We start from the raw sequence: 17,204 nt of genomic DNA on the forward strand, positions 1-17,204 counted from the left end.
CGGGCGGCACAGATCTTTTGCGGAGCCGTGGGGAGAGAGGGCCTGGGCCATGAACCGTGGCAGCGAGCGGGACGCACCTCCCAGCTTCGGTGCTGGGGAGGGCGCGGCCGGCCGTATCCCCCTGGCCGTGGTCGTCGTCGACCGCGACGGGCAGGTCTCCCACTGGAGCACCGGCGCGCGCCGGCTGTTCGGCGCCGCCAAGGAGCAGGCGATCGGCCGCTCCGTACTCGACCTGCTGCCCGTCTCCGGAGCGCTCCCCGAGGACGACGAGATCACCCCGTACGGCGCCTACGCGGTGTACGACGGACTCGGCCCCGACCTGGAGTCCTCCCTCGACGGACGGCTGAACTTCCCCGCCGCGGGCCGCGCCCGGCTCACCGTGCCGGACCGCGACCGCGCCGATGTGCTGTGGTGGGCGTATCCGCTGGTGGGTCCGGGCGACGAGCGGCTGCTGGTGCTCGCCGCCGACGCCGAGCGGCTGCGCCTGTCCGAAAGCGACGAGGACGTGCCCTTCGAGCGCATAGCGCCCGGGTTCGCCCTGCACACCGACTTCCCCGGCGCCGAGGAACTCGCCCGCAGGCTCCCCGAGATCCTGCCCAGCATGAGCGTCGACGAGAGCGCCAGGATAGTCGCCCAGGTCCTCGAACTCGGCTATCCCATCCTGGAGTTCAGCCAGAACGACCGGGTCCCCGTCACCCCCGACTGGGGTGTCGCCCGGCGCGCCGAGCGCAGGGCCCGCCGTGAGCGCGCCGCCCGGGTGGCCGCCCAGGGCCTGCCGGTGCCCGCCGACCTCACCGACGACGAGGGCGAGGACCTGGAGTACACGGCCGTCCGCGAGCGCCTCGAATTCCTCAACGAGGTCAGCGGGAAGATCGGCACCTCGCTCGACCTGTCCCGGACCATCATCGAGGTCAGCAGGGCCGTCGTCCCCCGCTTCACCGATGTCGCCGGTACCTATCTTCGCGAGCAGGTCGTCGCCGGCGAGGGGTTCCCGGACGGTGTGCCCGACACCACCACCATGTGGCACCGGGTCGCCCTGGAGCACACCGACGAGCCCGGCCGCTGGGACGACGTCGTCCCGGTCGGCGAGGCCATGCCCTTCCCCGCGCACACGCCGTTCTTCCAGTGCATGACCACCGGCGAACCGGTCCTCGTGCCGCGCATCAGCGAGGAGATGGGCCACGCCATCGCCTCCCAGTTCGAGAAGCGCGACATCCGGCCACTGATCACCGGCCGCTCGATGCTGGTCGTACCCCTCAAGGCCCGCCATGTCGTGCTCGGCTTCATGATCCTGCTGCGCCACCCCGAGCGCGAGTCGTTCAACGACATGGACCGGGTCACCGGCGCCGAACTCGCCGCCCGCGCGGGCCTCGTGCTCGACAACGCGCGCATGTACACCTTCCAGGAGAGCGTCGCCGAGACCCTCCAGGACAGCATGCTGCCGCACATCCCGCCGCGCATGGCCGGCTGCGACATCGCCACCCGGTATCTGCCGGGCACCCTGCTCGGACGCGTCGGCGGCGACTGGTTCGACTCCGTGAAACTTCCCGGCGCCCGCACCGCCCTGGTCGTCGGCGACGTCATGGGTCACGGCCTCAACTCGGCCGCGATGATGGGCCAGTTGAGGACCGCCGTCCAGACCATGGCGGCCATGGACCTGCCGCCCGCCCAACTCCTGCGCAACCTCGACGACCTGGCCCAGCGTCTGGGTGACGGCTATCTCGCCACCTGCCTCTACGCCGTCTACGACCCGATCGAGAGCGAACTCCACCTCGCCAACGCGGGCCACATCCCTCCCGTGCTGGTGCGGGCCGTCGACGGCCGCAGTGAACTCCTGGACCTGCCCACCGGGGCGCCCATCGGTGTCGGCGGGGTCGCCTTCGAGTCGGTCCGCGTGCGCGTGCGGCCCGGTGACCGGCTGGTGATGTGCACCGACGGGCTCGTCGAGATGCGCGGCGAGGACATAGCGGTCGGCCTCGCCACCCTCTGCGAGTCCGCCGCACACCCGGCCGCCTCCATGGACGACGCCTGCGACACCATCATCCGCGCCCTCAACACCCGTGACGGCCGCAAGGACGACGTCGCCCTGCTGATGGCCCGCCTGAACGGCATCGAGCCGCAGGACGTCGCCGAATGGCGGCTCGCCCTCGACCCGGCCGAGATCCGCCGCGCCCGCGCCGCCGTCCGCGAGCAGCTCCACGACTGGGGCCTCGCCCGGCTCGCCGACCCCGCCGAGCTGATGGTCAGCGAACTCGTCACCAACGCCCTACGGCACTCGCACAGCCGCCCGGTCCAGCTCCGGCTGATCCGCGGCGAGACCCTGCTGTGCGAGGTCGACGACGACGATCACACCTTGCCGACCCTGCTCAGCGCGGAGCCCGGCGCCGACACCGGGCGCGGACTGCGGGTGGTCAGCACGCTGGCCCGGGAGTGGGGCACCAGCCGTACGGCCGCGGGGAAGACCGTCTGGTTCGAGCTCACCTCCCAGCGCCGCTGACCGACGGGCTCACTTTCGTCGAAAGTGGGGTGAAGGAAAGCGCCAGGCGCTTGTGGCCGAAACCGGCGCAGGGTAAACCGTACTGGCCCGTCACATACGGCGGTCTACTGCGGTCACATCCTGGGGAGTTGGGCATGAGCGTGACGAGTCGATACCGGGACGCCTGGGAGGGTTTCTGGCGCGAGGCGCCCGACGAGCCGGGGGCGGTGTTCTGGGACGCCGAGCCGGGCGTGACCGCCGCGGTCCACGTCTCCCACTTCGAGCCCCACCTCACCGACCCGGGCCTGCCGCTGGTCGACCTGGGCTGCGGCAACGGCACCCAGACCCGCTTTCTCGCCGACCGCTTCCCGCGCGTCCTGGGCACCGACATCGCCGAGGCCGCCCTGGAGCACGCCCGGCACGCCGATCCGGCCGGACAGGCCGGCTACCGGCAGCTGGACGCGGCCGAGAAGAGCGAGGCCGAGGCCCTGCACGCCGAACTCGGAGACGCCAACGTCTATATGCGGGGCGTTCTGCACCAGTGCGAACCCGACGACCGGCAGCCGATGATAGACGCCGTCGCCACCCTCCTCGGCAGGCGCGGCCGGGCCTTCATCGTCGAGCTCTCCGAGGCCGCCCGCCCCATCCTCGGCGGCCTCGCCCAGAGCCCGTCCGGCCCGCCGCCCAAACTCGCCCCGGTCTTCCGGCACGGCATCGCCCCCGGCGAGGTCGCCGACGCCGCGGTACCCGAGTACATGGGCAACGCCGGCCTCACGGTCCTGGCGAGCGGCGAACTGCCGCTGACGACGACGGAGTTCACCCCGGACGGCGAGCGGATCGTGCTGCCGTCGAAGTGGCTGGTGGCCGGACGCGCCGGCTGACCACCGAAGGACACCGAGAGTCCGCCCTTCGCCGCGACTCGACGAAGGGCGGACTCATGTGCCGGGCCGGTCGGGCGCTGTCGTAGCGGCGGTGCCGTGGCCGCCGAACCGCTCCCGCGGCCCACTTCCTGGCCGGTGGCCGCCCGGACGCGTAACGTGGCGCACCATGAAGATCCTCATCAGCGCCGACATGGAGGGCGCCACCGGGGTGACCTGGCCCGGCGACGTGCTGCCCGGGACACCGCAGTGGGAGCGGTGCCGGTCGATGTTCACCTCGGACGTCGACGCCGCCGTCCTCGGCTTCTTCGACGGCGGTGCCGACGAGGTCCTCATCAACGAGGCCCACTGGAGCATGCGCAACCTGCTCCTGGAGCAGCTCGACGAACGCGCCGAGATGCTCACCGGCCGCCACAAGTCCCTCTCGATGGTCGAGGGCGTCCAGCACGGCGACGTCGACGGCATCGCCTTCGTCGGCTACCACGCCGGCGCCGGCATGGAGGGCGTCCTCGCCCACACCTACCTCGCCAACTCCATCACCGGCGTCTGGCTCAACGACGTCCGCGCCAGCGAGGGCCTGCTCAACGCGCACGTCGTCGCCGAGTACGGCGTCCCGGTCGTCCTCGTCACCGGCGACGACGTGGCCTGCGAGGACGCCCTCGGCTATGCGCCGGAGGCGCTCAAGGTCGCCGTCAAGGACCATGTGTCGAGGTACGCGGCCGTGTGCCGGACACCCGCCAGGACCGCCGCGGACATCCGCGCCGCCGCCAAGGACGCGACCCGGCTGGCGGTGCGTCACACGCCCTTGATCGGCGGGCCGTTCACCATCGCCCTGGAGTTCGACGCCGAGCACCTCGCCCTCGCCGCCACCGTCGTCCCGGGCGTGCGGCGGACCGGCGAGCGGAAGGTGGCGTACACCGAAGTGACCATGTACGACGGCATCCGCACCTTCAAGGCGGTCACCACGATCGTCTCGGCCGCGGTGGAGGAGCAGTATGGCTGACGAACAGGCGCTGGACGAGGTGGTCCGGTTCACCTCCGAGCTGATCCGCATCGACACCAGCAACTTCGGTGGCGGCGACTGCCGGGAGCGGCCCGCCGCCGAGTACGCGGCGGAGCAGCTGGCAGGCGCGGGCCTGGAACCGATCATGCTGGAGCGGACCCAGGGCCGCACCAACGTCGTCGCCCGTATCGAGGGCACCGACCCGTCGGCGGACGCGCTGCTGGTGCACGGTCACCTCGACGTGGTGCCCGCCCAGGCCGCCGACTGGAGCGTCGACCCCTTCTCCGGGGAGATCCGGGACGGGGTCGTGTGGGGCCGGGGCGCCGTCGACATGAAGAACATGGACGCGATGATCCTGGCCGTGCTGCGGGCCTGGGCCCGGCAGGGGGTACGGCCGCGCCGGGACATCGTCGTCGCTTTCACCGCCGATGAGGAGGCCAGCGCGGAAGACGGCTCCGGGTTCCTCGCCGGCCACCACCCCGAGCTGTTCGAGGGCTGCACCGAGGGCGTCAGCGAGTCGGGTGCCTTCACCTTCCACGACGGCACCGGGCGGCAGCTCTACCCGATCGCCGCGGGGGAGCGCGGCACCGGCTGGCTGAAACTCACCGCGCGCGGCCGCGCCGGACACGGCTCCAAGGTCAACAAGGAGAACGCGGTCACCCGGCTCGCCGCCGCCGTCACCCGCATCGGCGAGCACACCTGGCCGCTCCGGCTCACCCCGACGGTCACCGCCGCCCTCACCGAACTCGCCGCCCTCTACGGCATCGAGCCCGACCTGGACCAGGTCGACCTGCTCCTCGACAAGCTCGGCCCGGCCGCCCAGCTGGTCGAGGCCACCGTCCGCAACAGCGCCAACCCGACCATGCTGGACGCCGGTTACAAGGTCAACGTCATTCCCGGCGAGGCCGTCGCCTTCGTCGACGGACGCCATCTCCACGGCACCGAGGACGAGTTCCGCGCCACCCTCGACCGCCTCACAGGACCCGACGTCGACTGGGAGTTCCACCACCGCGAGGTCGCCCTCCAGGCGCCGGTGGACTCACCGACGTACGCCCGGATGCGCGCCGCTGTCGAGGAGTTCGCGCCCGAAGGGCATGTGGTGCCGTACTGCATGTCGGGCGGCACCGACGCCAAGCAGTTCTCCCGGCTCGGCATCACCGGCTACGGTTTCACGCCGCTCCGGCTTCCGGAGGGCTACGACTACCAGGCCATGTTCCACGGCGTCGACGAACGCGTTCCCGTCGAGGCCCTGCACTTCGGCGTCCGGGTCCTGGACCGCTTCCTGCGCACGGCATAGGAGACATCGTGGAGACGAAGCCGTACGGCTCCTGGCCCTCGCCCATCGACGCGGCCCTGGCCGCCGCGCACGACGGCAGCCCCGAGTGGGTGGGCTTCGTCGGCGACGAGACCTGGTGGACCGAACCCCGCCCGGAGGAGGGCGGGCGCAGGACCCTGGTGCGGGGCAGCACCCGGGAGTCCGTGCTGCCCGCGCCGTGGAACGTGCGCAGCCGGGTCATCGAGTACGGCGGACAGCCCTGGGCCGGTGGCGTGCCCGCCCGCGGCGGTGAACCGCTGCTGGTCTTCGTCCACTTCGACGATCAGCGGCTGTACCGGTACGAGCCGGGCGGTGCGCCCCGCCCGCTGACTCCGCCCGGACCCCGCTGGGCCGACCCGCGGTTGCTGCTCGACCGGGGTGAGGTCTGGTGCGTGCTGGAGGAGTTCACGGGGGACGGGCCCGGCGACGTGCGGCGGGTGCTCGCCGCCGTGCCGCTGGACGGCTCGGCCGCCGAGGACCGGACCGCCGTACGCGAACTCACCGACGACCGGCACCGCTTCGTGACCGGGCCGCGCCTCTCGCACGACGGCCGGCGGGCCGCCTGGCTCGCCTGGGACCATCCGCGGATGCCGTGGGACGGCACGGAGCTGCTGGTCGGCGAGGTCGGTGACGACGGTGTACTGCACAAGGTCCGCGCGGTCGCGGGCGGGCCGGAGGAGTCCATCGCGCAGGTCGAATGGTCGACGGACGACCGTCTCCTGTACGCGAGCGACCGCAGCGGCTGGTGGAACGTCTATCGCGACGGCACCCCGCTGTGCCCGCGCGAGGAGGAGTTCGCCGGGCCGCTCTGGAAGCTCGGCCAGCGCTGGTTCGCACCGCTGGACAACGGGCTGATCGCCGTTGTCCACGGTCGAGGCTCGACCGCACTCGGGATACTCGACACAGAATCCGGCGAGGTCGTGGACGCCGCAGGACCGTGGACCGAGTTCGCCCCCACCCTCGCGACGCACGGCACCCGTGTCGTCGCGGTCGGCGCGAGCCCACGCACCGCGTACGAGGTGATCGAACTGGACACCGCGAGCGGTCGCGCCCGGGTCGTCGGCGCCGCCCACCACGACCCGGTCGACCCCGCCCACTACCCCGAGCCGCAGGTCCGCACCTTCACCGGCCCGGGCGGCCGCGAGGTGCACGCCCACATCTACCCGCCCCAGCTCCCCGGCCACACCGCCCCCGACGGTGAGCTGCCGCCCTACGTCGTCTGGGCACACGGCGGTCCCACCAGCCGGGCACCCCTCGTCCTCGACCTGACGATCGGCTACTTCACCTCCCGGGGCATCGGGGTTGCCGAGGTCAACTACGGCGGCTCCACCGGATACGGGCGGGAGTACCGCAACCGGCTGCGCGAGCAGTGGGGCGTGGTCGACGTCGAGGACTGCGCGGCGGTCGCCCTCGCACTCGCCGAGGAGGGCACCGCCGACCGCGCCCGGCTGGCGATCCGGGGCGGCAGCGCCGGCGGCTGGACCGCCGCGGCCTCGCTGACCAGTACCGACGTCTACGCCTGCGGCACCATCGCCTACCCCATCCTCGACCTCACCGGCTGGGGCACGGGGGAGACCCACGACTTCGAGTCCCGCTACCTGGAGTCGCTGATCGGGCCGCTGGCCGAGGTGCCCGAGCGGTACGTCGAACGCTCGCCCAGCGAGCACGCCGACCGGCTCACCGCGCCCTTCCTGCTGCTCCAGGGCCTGGACGACGTGATCTGCCCGCCCGTACAGTGCCAACGCTTCCTCGCCAGGCTCGACGGACGACAGGTGCCGCACGCGTACCTCACCTTCGCGGGCGAGGGCCACGGCTTCCGCCGCGCCGAGACGATGGTTCGTGCCCTGGAGGCCGAACTCGCTCTGTACGCCAAGGTGTTCGGGCTGGATGTGCCCGGGATTCCCGAGTTGGAGTTGGTGAAGTGAGAGAGCTGGAACGGCCGTCGAGACTCGCCCCCGGAGCGCGGGTCGCCGTCGTGGCGCCCAGCGGGCCGGTGGTGGAGGAGCGGCTCCAGGCGGGCCTGGACATCCTGCGCGGCTGGGATCTCGACCCGGTGCTGGCACCCCATGTGCTCGCCGAGGACGGGGAGTTGCGTTACCTCGCGGGCTCCGACGCCGACCGGGCCGCCGATCTCCAGCGGGCCTGGTGCGACCCGTCCGTGTCCGCCGTGCTCTGCGCCCGCGGCGGCTTCGGTGCCCAGCGCCTGGTCGACCTGTTCGACTGGGAGGCGATGCGGGCGGCCGGGCCGAAGGTGTTCGTCGGCTTCAGCGACGCGACCGTGCTGCACGAGGCGTTCGCGACCCGGCTCGGGCTCGCCACCCTCTACGGTCCGGTGGCCGCGGGCGCCGACTTCGTCAAGAGCGCCGAGGCGCAGGAGCACCTGCGGGCCACCCTGTTCGCCCCGGAGACGGTCCGCACGATCGCCGCGCGGGGCACCGCGATGGTGCCCGGCCGGGCAAGGGGCGTCACGGTCGGCGGCTGCCTGCGCCTGCTGGCGACCGGCATCGGCACCCCGCACACCCACACCGGTGCGCGCGGCGGGCTGCTCCTGCTGGAAGACGTGAGCGAGCAGCCGTACAGCCTCGACCGGAGCATCACCCAGCTGCTGCGGTCAGGCTGGCTCGACGGTGTCGCCGGGATCCTGCTGGGGTCCTGGGACCGGTGCGGGCCGTATGAGGGCGTGCGGGCCGTGCTCGCCGACCGGCTCGGCGGGCTGGGGGTGCCGGTGGTGGAGGAGTTCGGCTTCGGGCACTGCGAGGCGGCCCTGACGATCCCGCTCGGGGTCGCGGCGGAGCTGGACGCGGGCACGGGCACGCTCACGCTGCTGGCGCCGGTGCTGCGCTGAGAGGTCACGGGCAGCGGCGCTCGCCCTACGGGGGCGGGGGCCGCGGGCGCACACCCTGGTCGTACGAGCGCGATGACCTCGGAGCGCCGGAGCCGGCTTTGCGTAGGGTGGCTGGATGCCGCACACCTCTTCCCGCTATCTCGCCGAGGGCCCCCGCGTAGGCATCCGTCACTTCACCTACGAGGACGGCGCCGAGTTCATCGCCCGGGCCCGGGAGAGCAAGGACCTCCACCAGCCCTGGCTGTTCCCGCCCACCACGGACGCCGGCTACGCCGGCTACGCGGGCCGGCTGATCGAGGACCGCAGCAAGGCCGGGTTCCTGGTCTGCGAGAAGGACGACGGGGCGATCGCCGGGTTCATCAACATCAACAACATCGTCGAGGGCGGCTTCCAGTGCGGTGCCCTCGGCTACGGGGTGTTCGCGCACGCGGCGGGGCGCGGGCTGATGCGGGAGGCGATGGGGCTGGTCGTCGACCATGCCTTCGGGCCGATGCGGCTGCACCGGCTGGAGATCAATGTGCAGCCCGGCAACGCCGCGTCGATCGCGCTGGCGCGCGGCGCCGGGTTCCGCCTGGAGGGCTTCTCACCGGACATGATCTACATCGACGGGGCCTGGCGGGATCACGAGCGGTGGGCGATCACGGCGGAGATGCGCCGAGCCCGGCCCGGCCCGGCCTCTGCGCAGTCCTGATTGACCACCGCGTCGACGAGCGCGACCGGGACGACCTGCCCGCATCTGGAAGGTGCTGCCGCCGGCGACCCGGGAGCGCGGCCGGTTACGGCTCCTGCAGGCGCAGTTGCTGCTCGCCGAGGGGCGGCGGGCGGCGGCCCGGGCCGTGTTCGAGGACGGGTTCGAGGTCGCCGACCTGTGGGAAGGGGCCGATGACATCCGCCGGTTGCGGGCGCGGCTCGGTGACGAGCCGCTGCCCGGTCGGTACGACTTCCGGATACGGCCGCGGAACCCTGATCAGGCCGGGCGCTGATCGACGTACTCGAACACCGAGCCGTCCGGGTGCATCGCGAGCAGATTGCGGCCCGCCGGGGTGGGCACCGGCCCCGCGAGGATGCGGGCGCCCAGGTCGCCGAGCAACTGGTGGGCCGCGTCGACGTCCTGCACCGCGATCGTCGCCGTCACCTTGCGCAGCACCTCCAGCTCCGACTCCGGACCGCTCATCAGAAGGAAGGAGCCGACCGCGGCGACCTGGACGCCCCCGCGTTCAAAACGGAGGGCTCTGCCGCCGGAGAGGCGCTCGTAGAACGGGATCGCGGTTTCGAGGTCGTCGACGCAGATGCGCAGGGAGGCTCCCAGAATCTCCATGAGACGAGCCTAGTTGGCACCGGGCGGAAGACGTCACCTCCGGTGATCTCCTGTTACTGCTTTTCGCGTCCGGGTACCCGACCCGTATGGACCATCTGGATCATCTCGAACATCTGGACAAGGACCTCGTCGACGAACTGGCGCAGGTCGCACGCGAGACCGTACGGGATGAGCTGCGCGAGCAGGGCCGGAAACGGCGGCGGGCCGCCATGCTGTACGGCGCCTCCGGTGCGGTCGCCCTGTACTCCGGGGCGGCGCTCGCGTTGGCCATGGGCCTGGCACTGGCGATCGTGCTGCCCGGCTGGGCCGCGGCGCTGATCACCGCGGTGATATTGGGCGCGGTCGCCTGTCTGCTGAGGGAGGCCGGCCGGCCCACCAGGCCGCACGCTCCCCATCGGGTTGTGAGCGGGACGGCACCCGCGGGGCCGCCCGGTGGGCCGGGGCTGCCGTATCCGCCCATGCCTCCGGTGCCGCCGGTCACTCCCGTCACTCCGGTGACGCCTGATGCCGACCAGGAGGCGCCGCACGCGCCGCACCGCCGGGCCTGAGGCCGACAGCGCCGTTCCGCCGGCCGCTGACCGTCGCCACGGGTTGTGTGCGGCCGGTCCGCGGTTCCCGGCGGGCGGCGTTTGGCGGACCCGCCTACGGTTACGTGGGAAGCCTCGGACCCCCCAGACGCATTCCCGGAGGCGCACCGTGAGTCGTCGACCCCGGATCGTGATCGTCGGCGCCGGTTTCGCCGGGTATCGCGCGGCCCGCACTCTCGCGCGGCTGGCCCGGAACCGTGCCGACATAACCCTACTCAACCCCACCGACTACTTTCTGTATCTGCCCCTGCTGCCCCAGGTCGCCGCCGGGATTCTCGAACCCCGGCGCATCGCCCTGCCCCTGACGGGCGCCCTGCGGGGGGTGCGCACGGTGCTCGGGGAGGCGGATGCCGTCGACCTCGACGGGCACTGTGTGCACTACACCGATCCGGAGGGAGTCCGCGGCTCCCTCGGCTATGACCGGTTGGTGCTCTGCGTCGGCAGCGTCAACAAGCTGTTGCCCATCCCCGGCGTCGCCGAGCACGCGCACGGCTTCCGCGGACTGCCCGAGGCCCTCTACCTCCGTGACCACGTGATCCGGCAGATCGAGCTGGCCGCCGTCGCCGCGGACGCCGGTCTCGCCGCCGCCCGGTGCACCTTCGTCGTCGTCGGCGCCGGATACACCGGCACCGAGGTTGCCGCCCATATGCGGATGCTCACCGCCGAGCTCGCCCGCCGTAACCCCCTCCCGTACGGGGTGCGGCCACGCTGGCTGCTGCTGGACGTGGCGCCCCGCGTGCTGCCCGGAATGAACGACAAGCTGTCCCGCACGGCCGACCGGGTGCTGCGCCGGCGGGGCGTGGAGATACGGACGGGGACCTCCGTCAAGGAGGCCACCCGGGACGGGGTGCTGCTCTCCGACGGCGAGTTCATCGCCTCGCGGACCCTGGTGTGGTGTGTGGGCGTGCGGCCCGACCCGCTGGTCGAGGGCACCGGGCGGCCGCTGGAGAAGGGGCGGCTGATCGTCGACCCGTATCTCCAGGTCCCCGGCTGCGACGACGTGTTCGCCTGCGGGGACGCGGCCGCCGTGCCGGACCTGGCGAATCCCGGCGCGTTCACCCCGATGACCGCCCAGCACGCCTGGCGGCAGGGGCGGGTGGCCGCCGAGAACGTGGCCGCCTCGCTCGGCAGCGGAAGGCCCCGGCGCCCCTACCGCCACCGTGACCTGGGGTTCGTCGTCGACCTTGGAGGCCTCCAGGCCGCCGCCGACCCGCTCGGAGTGCCCCTGTCCGGTCCGCCCGCCGGGCTGGTGACCCGCGGCTACCACCTCGCGGCGATGCCCACGGGCCGGGTACGGGTCGCCGCCGACTGGCTGCTGGACGCCGTACTGCCGCGCCAGGGCGTGCAGTTGGGCCTCGTACGGTCCTGGTCGGTGCCGCTGGACACCGCCTCGCCGGAGCTGCCGAAGGCCCCCGAAACCGTCAAGGACACTCCCTCCGAAGGAGCCTCATGAACACCGCCGAACTCGTCGAACTCGCCCAGCAGTTGCGCGTGGACAGCGTGCGGGCGGCCGCCGCGGCCGAGTCCGGGCATCCGACGTCGTCGATGTCCGCCGCCGACCTGATGGCGGTGCTGCTCGCCAACCACCTGCGCTACGACTTCGACCGGCCCTCCCACCCCGGCAACGACCGCCTCATCCTCTCCAAGGGCCACGCCTCGCCCCTGCTGTACGCCGCCTACAAGGCGGCCGGCGCCATCGACGACGCCGAACTGCTCACCTTCCGCAAGCTCGGCTCCCACCTGGAGGGGCACCCCACCCCGCGCCGGCTGCCCTGGGTGGAGACCGCCACCGGCTCCCTCGGCCAGGGCCTGCCGGTCGGCGTCGGCATCGCGCTGTCCGGGAAGCGCCTGGAGCACGGCCGCTACCGGGTCTGGGTGCTGTGCGGGGACAGTGAGCTGGCGGAGGGCTCCGTGTGGGAGGCCGCCGAGCACGCCGGGCACGAGCATCTCGACAACCTCACCCTGATCGTCGACGTCAACCGGCTCGGCCAGCGCGGCCCCACCCGGCACGGCCACGACCTTGACGCCTACGCCCGCCGCTTCCAGGCCTTCGGCTGGCACACCGTGGAGATCGACGGCCATGACGTGGACGCCATCGACCGCGCCTACGGCGAGGCCGCGTCCACGGCGGGACAGCCCACGGCGATCATCGCCCGCACCCGCAAGGGCCGCGGCGTCGCCGCCGTCGAGGACCGCGAGGGCATGCACGGCAAGCCGCTGCCGGACGCCGAGGAGGCCATCGCCGAACTGGGCGGAACGCGGGAGCTCCGCGTTCATGTGCAGGAGCCTTCGGCGGCCCGCGCCCTGCACTCCGTGCCCACCGGCACGCTCGAACTCCCGCGATACGACGAGGGGGACAAGGTCGCCACCCGCGACGCCTTCGGCAAGGCGCTGGCCGCGCTCGGCACCGCACGCGCCGACGTCGTCGCGCTGGACGGCGAGGTCGGCGACTCCACCCGTACCGAGCTCTTCGGCAAGGAACACCCCGACCGCTACTTCGAGTTCTACATCGCGGAACAGCAACTCGTCGCGGGCGCCGTCGGCATGGCCACGCGCGGCTGGGTGCCGTACGCGGCCACGTTCGCCGCCTTCCTCACCCGGGCCCACGACTTCGTACGCATGGCCTCGATCAGCGGCAGCGGGATCAACCTGGTCGGCTCGCACGCGGGCGTCGCCATCGGGCAGGACGGGCCCTCCCAGATGGGCCTGGAGGACCTGGCGATGTTCCGCTCCGTGTACGGCTCGACCGTGCTGTACCCCTGTGACGCCAACCAGACCGCCAAGCTCGTCGCGGCCATGGCCGGGCTCGACGGCATCCGCTATCTGCGCACCTCGCGCGGCGCGAGCCCGGTGATCTACGGACCGGACGAGGAGTTCCCGGTGGGCGGGAGCAAGGTGCTGCGCTCCTCGGCCGAGGACCGGCTGACCGTGGTCGCCGCCGGGGTCACCCTGCACGAGGCGCTGAAGGCCGCCGACGCGCTCGCCGAGGACGGCATCCGGATCCGGGTCGTCGACCTGTACTCCGTCAAGCCCGTGGACCGGCAGACCCTGCGCAGGGCCGCCGAGGAGACCGGCTGTCTGCTCACCGTCGAGGACCATCACGAGGAGGGCGGGCTCGGCGACGCGGTCGCCGAGGCGTTCGCCGACGGCCGGCCGGTACCGCGCCTGGTGCGGCTCGCCGTACGGATCATGCCGGGGTCGGCCGCGCCCGACCAGCAGCTGCACGCGGCCGGCATCGACGCCGAGTCGATCGCGGCGGCCGGGCGGCTGCTGGTCGAGGAGGCGGTCGTGCGATGAGCGGCGACGAGGTGCGGCCGGTGCGGGCGGGCCGCCGCACGGTGGAGGTGCACCGGCCCGACAAGGTGCTCTTCCCCGGGGGCGACGGCGCGAAGGAGTACACCAAGGCCGACCTCGTCGACTACTACCGGTCCGTCGCGCCCTACATGGTGCCGCAGCTGCGCGGGCGTCCGCTGATGCTGGAGCGGCACCCGGACGGCCTGGACGGGCCCCGGTTCATGCAGAAGAACACCCCGGACCACTACCCGGAGTGGATCGAGCGGGCCGAGGTCGCCAAGGAGGGCGGCACGGTGACCCATGTGGTCTGCGGCGATACCGCCACCCTCCTCTACCTCGCCGACCAGGCCTGCATCACCCTGCACCGCTGGCTCTCCCGCACCACCCGCCTCAACTGCCCCGACCAGCTGGTTCTCGACCTGGACCCTCCCGGCACCGACTTCGCCCCGGTGCGGGAGGCCGCCGGCTGGGCCCGTGACCTGTTCGACCGGCTGCGGCTGCCGTCGGCGCCGATGACCACCGGCTCCCGGGGACTCCATCTCGTCGTACCGCTGAACGCCCGCCACGACTTCGACGAGGTACGCGCATTCGCCCACGACCTGGCCGAGCTGCTCGCCGCCGAGCATCCCGACCGGCTCACCACCGCCGTCCGCAAGGAGGGCCGCGAGGACCGGCTCTTCCTGGACGTGGGGCGCAACGCCTACGCCCAGACCGCGGTCGCCCCCTACACCGTGCGGGCCCTCCCCGGCGCCCCCGTCGCCATGCCCATCACCTGGGACCAGCTCGACGACCCCGGCCTGGACGCCCGCCGCTGGACCATCGCCGACGCCGTCGACCAGGCCCGCACCGACCCCTGGGCCGACCTGCCGGCCCGTGGCCGCGCCCTGGGCCCGGCCCGCCGCCGCCTCGACGCGCTGCGCGAGGGCACCGGCTGAGCCCGGTTCCGGCGCACTTCACGGCGGCACTCGCTGAGACCGATGCCGGTGCACGCACGGCGTCACCGGCCGGACGCACCGCGTCACGGGCCGCACGTGAAGGTTTGACCCCGAGACCTTCGGCCACTCGAACCAAGAGGTGGCCATGACGAACACAAATGACACGTCAAAGACGCAGGATTCACGCGAAGACCGCAAGCACGAAGACGAGCCCGGCCCGGAGGAGAACCGGCCGCGCCCGATGGAGGTGCTGCGCCAGGCACGTGCCCAGCTCGCCGAACTCACGGGTATGGCCGCCGAGTCCGTGTCGTCCTTCGAACAGACCGAGGACGGCTGGGTGTTGGAGGTCGAGGTCCTCGAACTCCCGAGGGTGCCCGACACGATGAGCCTGATGGCGAGCTACCGGGTCGAACTCGACCCCGACGGGCAGCTCACCGGCTACCGGCGCATGGGCCGCTACGAACGCGGACGCGCCGACCCACACCGGTCCGGCGGCCGCTAGGCGGCCCGCGGACACATCACACAACAAGGAGGGTGGACAGGCATGACGGTCGTACCGGCACAGCAGACCGGTGGAGGCGGCAGCAGCGGCCTCTATGACGTACTCGAACTCGTTCTCGACCGAGGACTGGTCATCGACGCTTTCGTGCGGGTCTCTCTGGTCGGCATCGAGATTCTGAAGATCGACGTCCGGGTGGTCGTCGCCAGCGTGGACACCTATCTGCGCTTCGCCGAAGCCTGTAACCGGCTCGACCTGGAGTCCGGCCCGAACAAGAGCCCCGGCCTGCCGGACGTGGTCGGCCAGGTCACCGAGTCCGGTGCCCGTGGCAAGTCGAAGGGCGCCCTCTCCGGCGCCGCCGAGACCATCTCCGACGCCTTCCAGCAGGCCCGCGACGAGCGCTCCGGCGAGACCGAGTCCCGCCCGCGCCCCCGTAAGTCCACCGGCGCGCGCCGGAAGGAGGAGCAGGAGTGAGCACCTATGTCTACGGCATCGCGGCCGCCGGCCACCCCACACTGCCCGAGGGCATGGGCGGCGTCGGCGACCCGGCCCGGCCGGTGCGCGTGCTGACGCAGGGCCCGCTCGCCGCCCTGGTGAGCGAGGCCCCGGAGGGGCTGCGGCCGAAGCGGAAGGACCTGCTCGCCCACCAGCAGGTGCTGGCCGAGGCGGGCGGCGGCGGGTGTGTGCTGCCCATGCGGTTCGGCAGTATCGCCCCGGACGACGACGCCGTCACCGGCGTCCTCGCCGAACGTGCCGAGCACTACGAGGAGCGGCTGCGCACCCTCGACGGCAAGGTCGAGTACAACATCAAGGCCAGCCACATCGAAGAGGCGGTCCTGCACCGGGTGATGTCCGAGAACCCGGAGCTGCGCTCCCTCGCGGAGGCCAACCGGCAGACGGCCGGCGGCAGCTACGAGAGCCGCCTGCGACTGGGCGAGATGGTGGTGGCCGCCGTCCAGGCCCGGGAGGCCGAGGACGCCGTGGAGCTGCGGCAGGCGCTGGAAGCGGAGGCGGCGGCCGTGAGCGTGGGCCCCGACTCCACCGGCTGGCTCGCCAACGTGTCCTTCCTCGTCAGCCGGGACTCCGCGGAGAACTTCCTGGCCGGCGTCGAACGGCTGCGCAAGAGCCATCCGCACCTGGACGTCCGCGTCAACGGGCCGCTTCCGCCGTACAGCTTCGTCGAACCGGGTGCTTCCGAGCCCGCGGGCACGACGGCCGGCGGTGCGGAGGCCTAGAGCAGGAGACCCACCCATGGGACTGATCAAGGAGCTGCTGCTACTGCCCTTCGCACCCGTGCGCGGCAGCGCCTGGGTCGTCGAGCAGGTAGTGCACGAGGCGGAACGGATCTACTACGACCCCGCCGCGGTGCGGGCCGAACTGGCCCGGCTGGAGGAACGGCTGGAAGCCGGGGAGATCGACGAGGAGGAGTTCGACCGCGCCGAGGACGAACTTCTCGACCGGCTGGAGATCGCCCTGCGTAAAGGCGCCGGGCACGGCAATGGGATGCATACATGAACCGAACAGGACTGGGCCTCGCGATCGGGGCCGGATATCTCCTGGGCCGGACCAAGAAGCTGAAGCTGGCCTTTGCCGTCGGCACGTTCGTGGCCGGCAAGAAGCTGAACCTGAGCCCGACAGCGATCGTGAACATCGTCAACCAGCAGCTGCGTGACAATCCGCAGTTCAAGGAGATCGGCGACCAGCTGCGCCAGGATCTGCGCGGGGTCGGCCGGGCCGCCTCCGGCGCCATGGTCGAACGGCAGCTCGACTCCCTCGCCGACCGGCTGCACGGCCGCACCGCCGAGGTGCGCGACCAGCTGGCCGGCGTCGTGCCGGACACCGGCGGCCTCGGTCTCGGCGACGAACGGGACGACGAGGAGGACGCCGAGACCGAGGACGAGGACCGGCGCGGCCGGGCCGAGGACGATGACAAGCGCGGCCGGGACGAAGAGGACCGTGACAAGCGCGGCCGGGACGAAGAGGACCGTGACAAGCGCGGCCGGGACGAAGAGGACCGTGACAAGCGCGGCCGGGACGAAGAGGACCGTGACAAG

General features: G+C 72.4%; 17 protein-coding genes and 1 pseudogene. 17 read left to right on the plus strand and 1 reads right to left on the minus strand.

Annotation, left to right across the window (positions count from 1 at the left end; all coding sequences use genetic code 11):
* Positions 1 to 49 precede the first annotated feature (49 nt).
* From ABZ396_RS34940 to ABZ396_RS34975, 8 genes and pseudogenes are all read left to right on the plus strand, one after another.
* Positions 50 to 2,497, plus strand: coding sequence for a SpoIIE family protein phosphatase (locus ABZ396_RS34940; protein ID WP_358920034.1), 2,448 nt, complete (start codon positions 50 to 52; stop codon positions 2,495 to 2,497).
* Positions 2,498 to 2,631: 134 nt separating this feature from the next.
* Positions 2,632 to 3,357 (plus strand): class I SAM-dependent methyltransferase, encoded by a 726-nt coding sequence (locus ABZ396_RS34945; RefSeq protein ID WP_358920032.1) that lies wholly within the window; start codon positions 2,632 to 2,634, stop codon positions 3,355 to 3,357.
* A 166-nt stretch (positions 3,358 to 3,523) separates the two neighbouring features.
* On the plus strand, positions 3,524 to 4,357 hold the full coding sequence (locus ABZ396_RS34950) for a M55 family metallopeptidase (RefSeq protein ID WP_358920030.1): 834 nt from the start codon (positions 3,524 to 3,526) through the stop codon (positions 4,355 to 4,357).
* A complete protein-coding gene (locus tag ABZ396_RS34955; RefSeq protein ID WP_358920028.1) occupies positions 4,350 to 5,654 on the plus strand; it encodes a M20/M25/M40 family metallo-hydrolase in 1,305 nt (434 codons plus the stop codon). Before ABZ396_RS34950 ends, ABZ396_RS34955 begins: the two co-directional genes overlap by 8 nt.
* On the plus strand, positions 5,651 to 7,597 hold the full coding sequence (locus ABZ396_RS34960; RefSeq protein ID WP_358920066.1) for an LpqB family beta-propeller domain-containing protein: 1,947 nt from the start codon (positions 5,651 to 5,653) through the stop codon (positions 7,595 to 7,597). Before ABZ396_RS34955 ends, ABZ396_RS34960 begins: the two co-directional genes overlap by 4 nt.
* A complete protein-coding gene (locus tag ABZ396_RS34965) occupies positions 7,594 to 8,517 on the plus strand; it encodes an LD-carboxypeptidase (protein WP_358920026.1) in 924 nt (307 codons plus the stop codon). Before ABZ396_RS34960 ends, ABZ396_RS34965 begins: the two co-directional genes overlap by 4 nt.
* Before the next feature lie 115 nt (positions 8,518 to 8,632).
* Complete coding sequence (locus ABZ396_RS34970) at positions 8,633 to 9,208, plus strand: GNAT family protein (RefSeq protein WP_358920025.1); 576 nt, start codon at positions 8,633 to 8,635, stop codon at positions 9,206 to 9,208.
* Positions 9,209 to 9,251: 43 nt separating this feature from the next.
* Positions 9,252 to 9,500: pseudogene (locus ABZ396_RS34975) on the plus strand (DUF5107 domain-containing protein); the annotation flags it as partial.
* On the opposite strand, the gene ABZ396_RS34980 reads toward ABZ396_RS34975, so the two are convergent.
* Positions 9,485 to 9,835, minus strand: coding sequence for a VOC family protein (locus ABZ396_RS34980; RefSeq protein ID WP_358920023.1), 351 nt, complete (start codon positions 9,833 to 9,835; stop codon positions 9,485 to 9,487). The pseudogene ABZ396_RS34975 and the gene ABZ396_RS34980 overlap by 16 nt on opposite strands.
* Positions 9,836 to 9,921: 86 nt before the next feature.
* On the opposite strand from ABZ396_RS34980, the gene ABZ396_RS34985 reads away from it, so the two are divergent.
* From ABZ396_RS34985 to ABZ396_RS35025, 9 genes are all read left to right on the plus strand, one after another.
* The gene (locus tag ABZ396_RS34985; RefSeq protein ID WP_358920021.1) at positions 9,922 to 10,383 is read left to right on the plus strand and encodes a phage holin family protein; all 462 of its coding nucleotides are present in this window, start codon (positions 9,922 to 9,924) and stop codon (positions 10,381 to 10,383) included.
* A gap of 148 nt (positions 10,384 to 10,531) precedes the next feature.
* Positions 10,532 to 11,875, plus strand: coding sequence for an NAD(P)/FAD-dependent oxidoreductase (locus tag ABZ396_RS34990; protein ID WP_358920019.1), 1,344 nt, complete (start codon positions 10,532 to 10,534; stop codon positions 11,873 to 11,875).
* The gene (locus tag ABZ396_RS34995) at positions 11,872 to 13,719 is read left to right on the plus strand and encodes a transketolase (RefSeq protein WP_358920017.1); all 1,848 of its coding nucleotides are present in this window, start codon (positions 11,872 to 11,874) and stop codon (positions 13,717 to 13,719) included. The genes ABZ396_RS34990 and ABZ396_RS34995 overlap by 4 nt, the downstream gene beginning before the upstream one ends.
* A complete protein-coding gene (gene ligD / locus ABZ396_RS35000) occupies positions 13,716 to 14,651 on the plus strand; it encodes a non-homologous end-joining DNA ligase (protein WP_358920015.1) in 936 nt (311 codons plus the stop codon). The genes ABZ396_RS34995 and ligD overlap by 4 nt, the downstream gene beginning before the upstream one ends.
* 145 nt (positions 14,652 to 14,796) lie before the next feature.
* The gene (locus tag ABZ396_RS35005) at positions 14,797 to 15,153 is read left to right on the plus strand and encodes a gas vesicle protein (protein ID WP_358920014.1); all 357 of its coding nucleotides are present in this window, start codon (positions 14,797 to 14,799) and stop codon (positions 15,151 to 15,153) included.
* 42 nt (positions 15,154 to 15,195) lie between these two features.
* Positions 15,196 to 15,624 (plus strand): gas vesicle structural protein GvpA, encoded by a 429-nt coding sequence (locus ABZ396_RS35010; protein WP_358920012.1) that lies wholly within the window; start codon positions 15,196 to 15,198, stop codon positions 15,622 to 15,624.
* Positions 15,621 to 16,385, plus strand: coding sequence for a GvpL/GvpF family gas vesicle protein (locus ABZ396_RS35015; protein ID WP_358920011.1), 765 nt, complete (start codon positions 15,621 to 15,623; stop codon positions 16,383 to 16,385). The genes ABZ396_RS35010 and ABZ396_RS35015 overlap by 4 nt, the downstream gene beginning before the upstream one ends.
* 16 nt (positions 16,386 to 16,401) lie before the next feature.
* On the plus strand, positions 16,402 to 16,665 hold the full coding sequence (locus tag ABZ396_RS35020; protein ID WP_358920010.1) for a gas vesicle protein GvpG: 264 nt from the start codon (positions 16,402 to 16,404) through the stop codon (positions 16,663 to 16,665).
* On the plus strand, positions 16,662 to 17,204 hold a 543-nt coding region (locus ABZ396_RS35025; protein ID WP_359186685.1), incomplete at its 3' end, for a DNA primase. The genes ABZ396_RS35020 and ABZ396_RS35025, both read left to right, overlap by 4 nt.

Source organism: Streptomyces sp. NPDC005866, from assembly GCF_040629895.1.
Classification (GTDB): domain Bacteria; phylum Actinomycetota; class Actinomycetes; order Streptomycetales; family Streptomycetaceae; genus Streptomyces.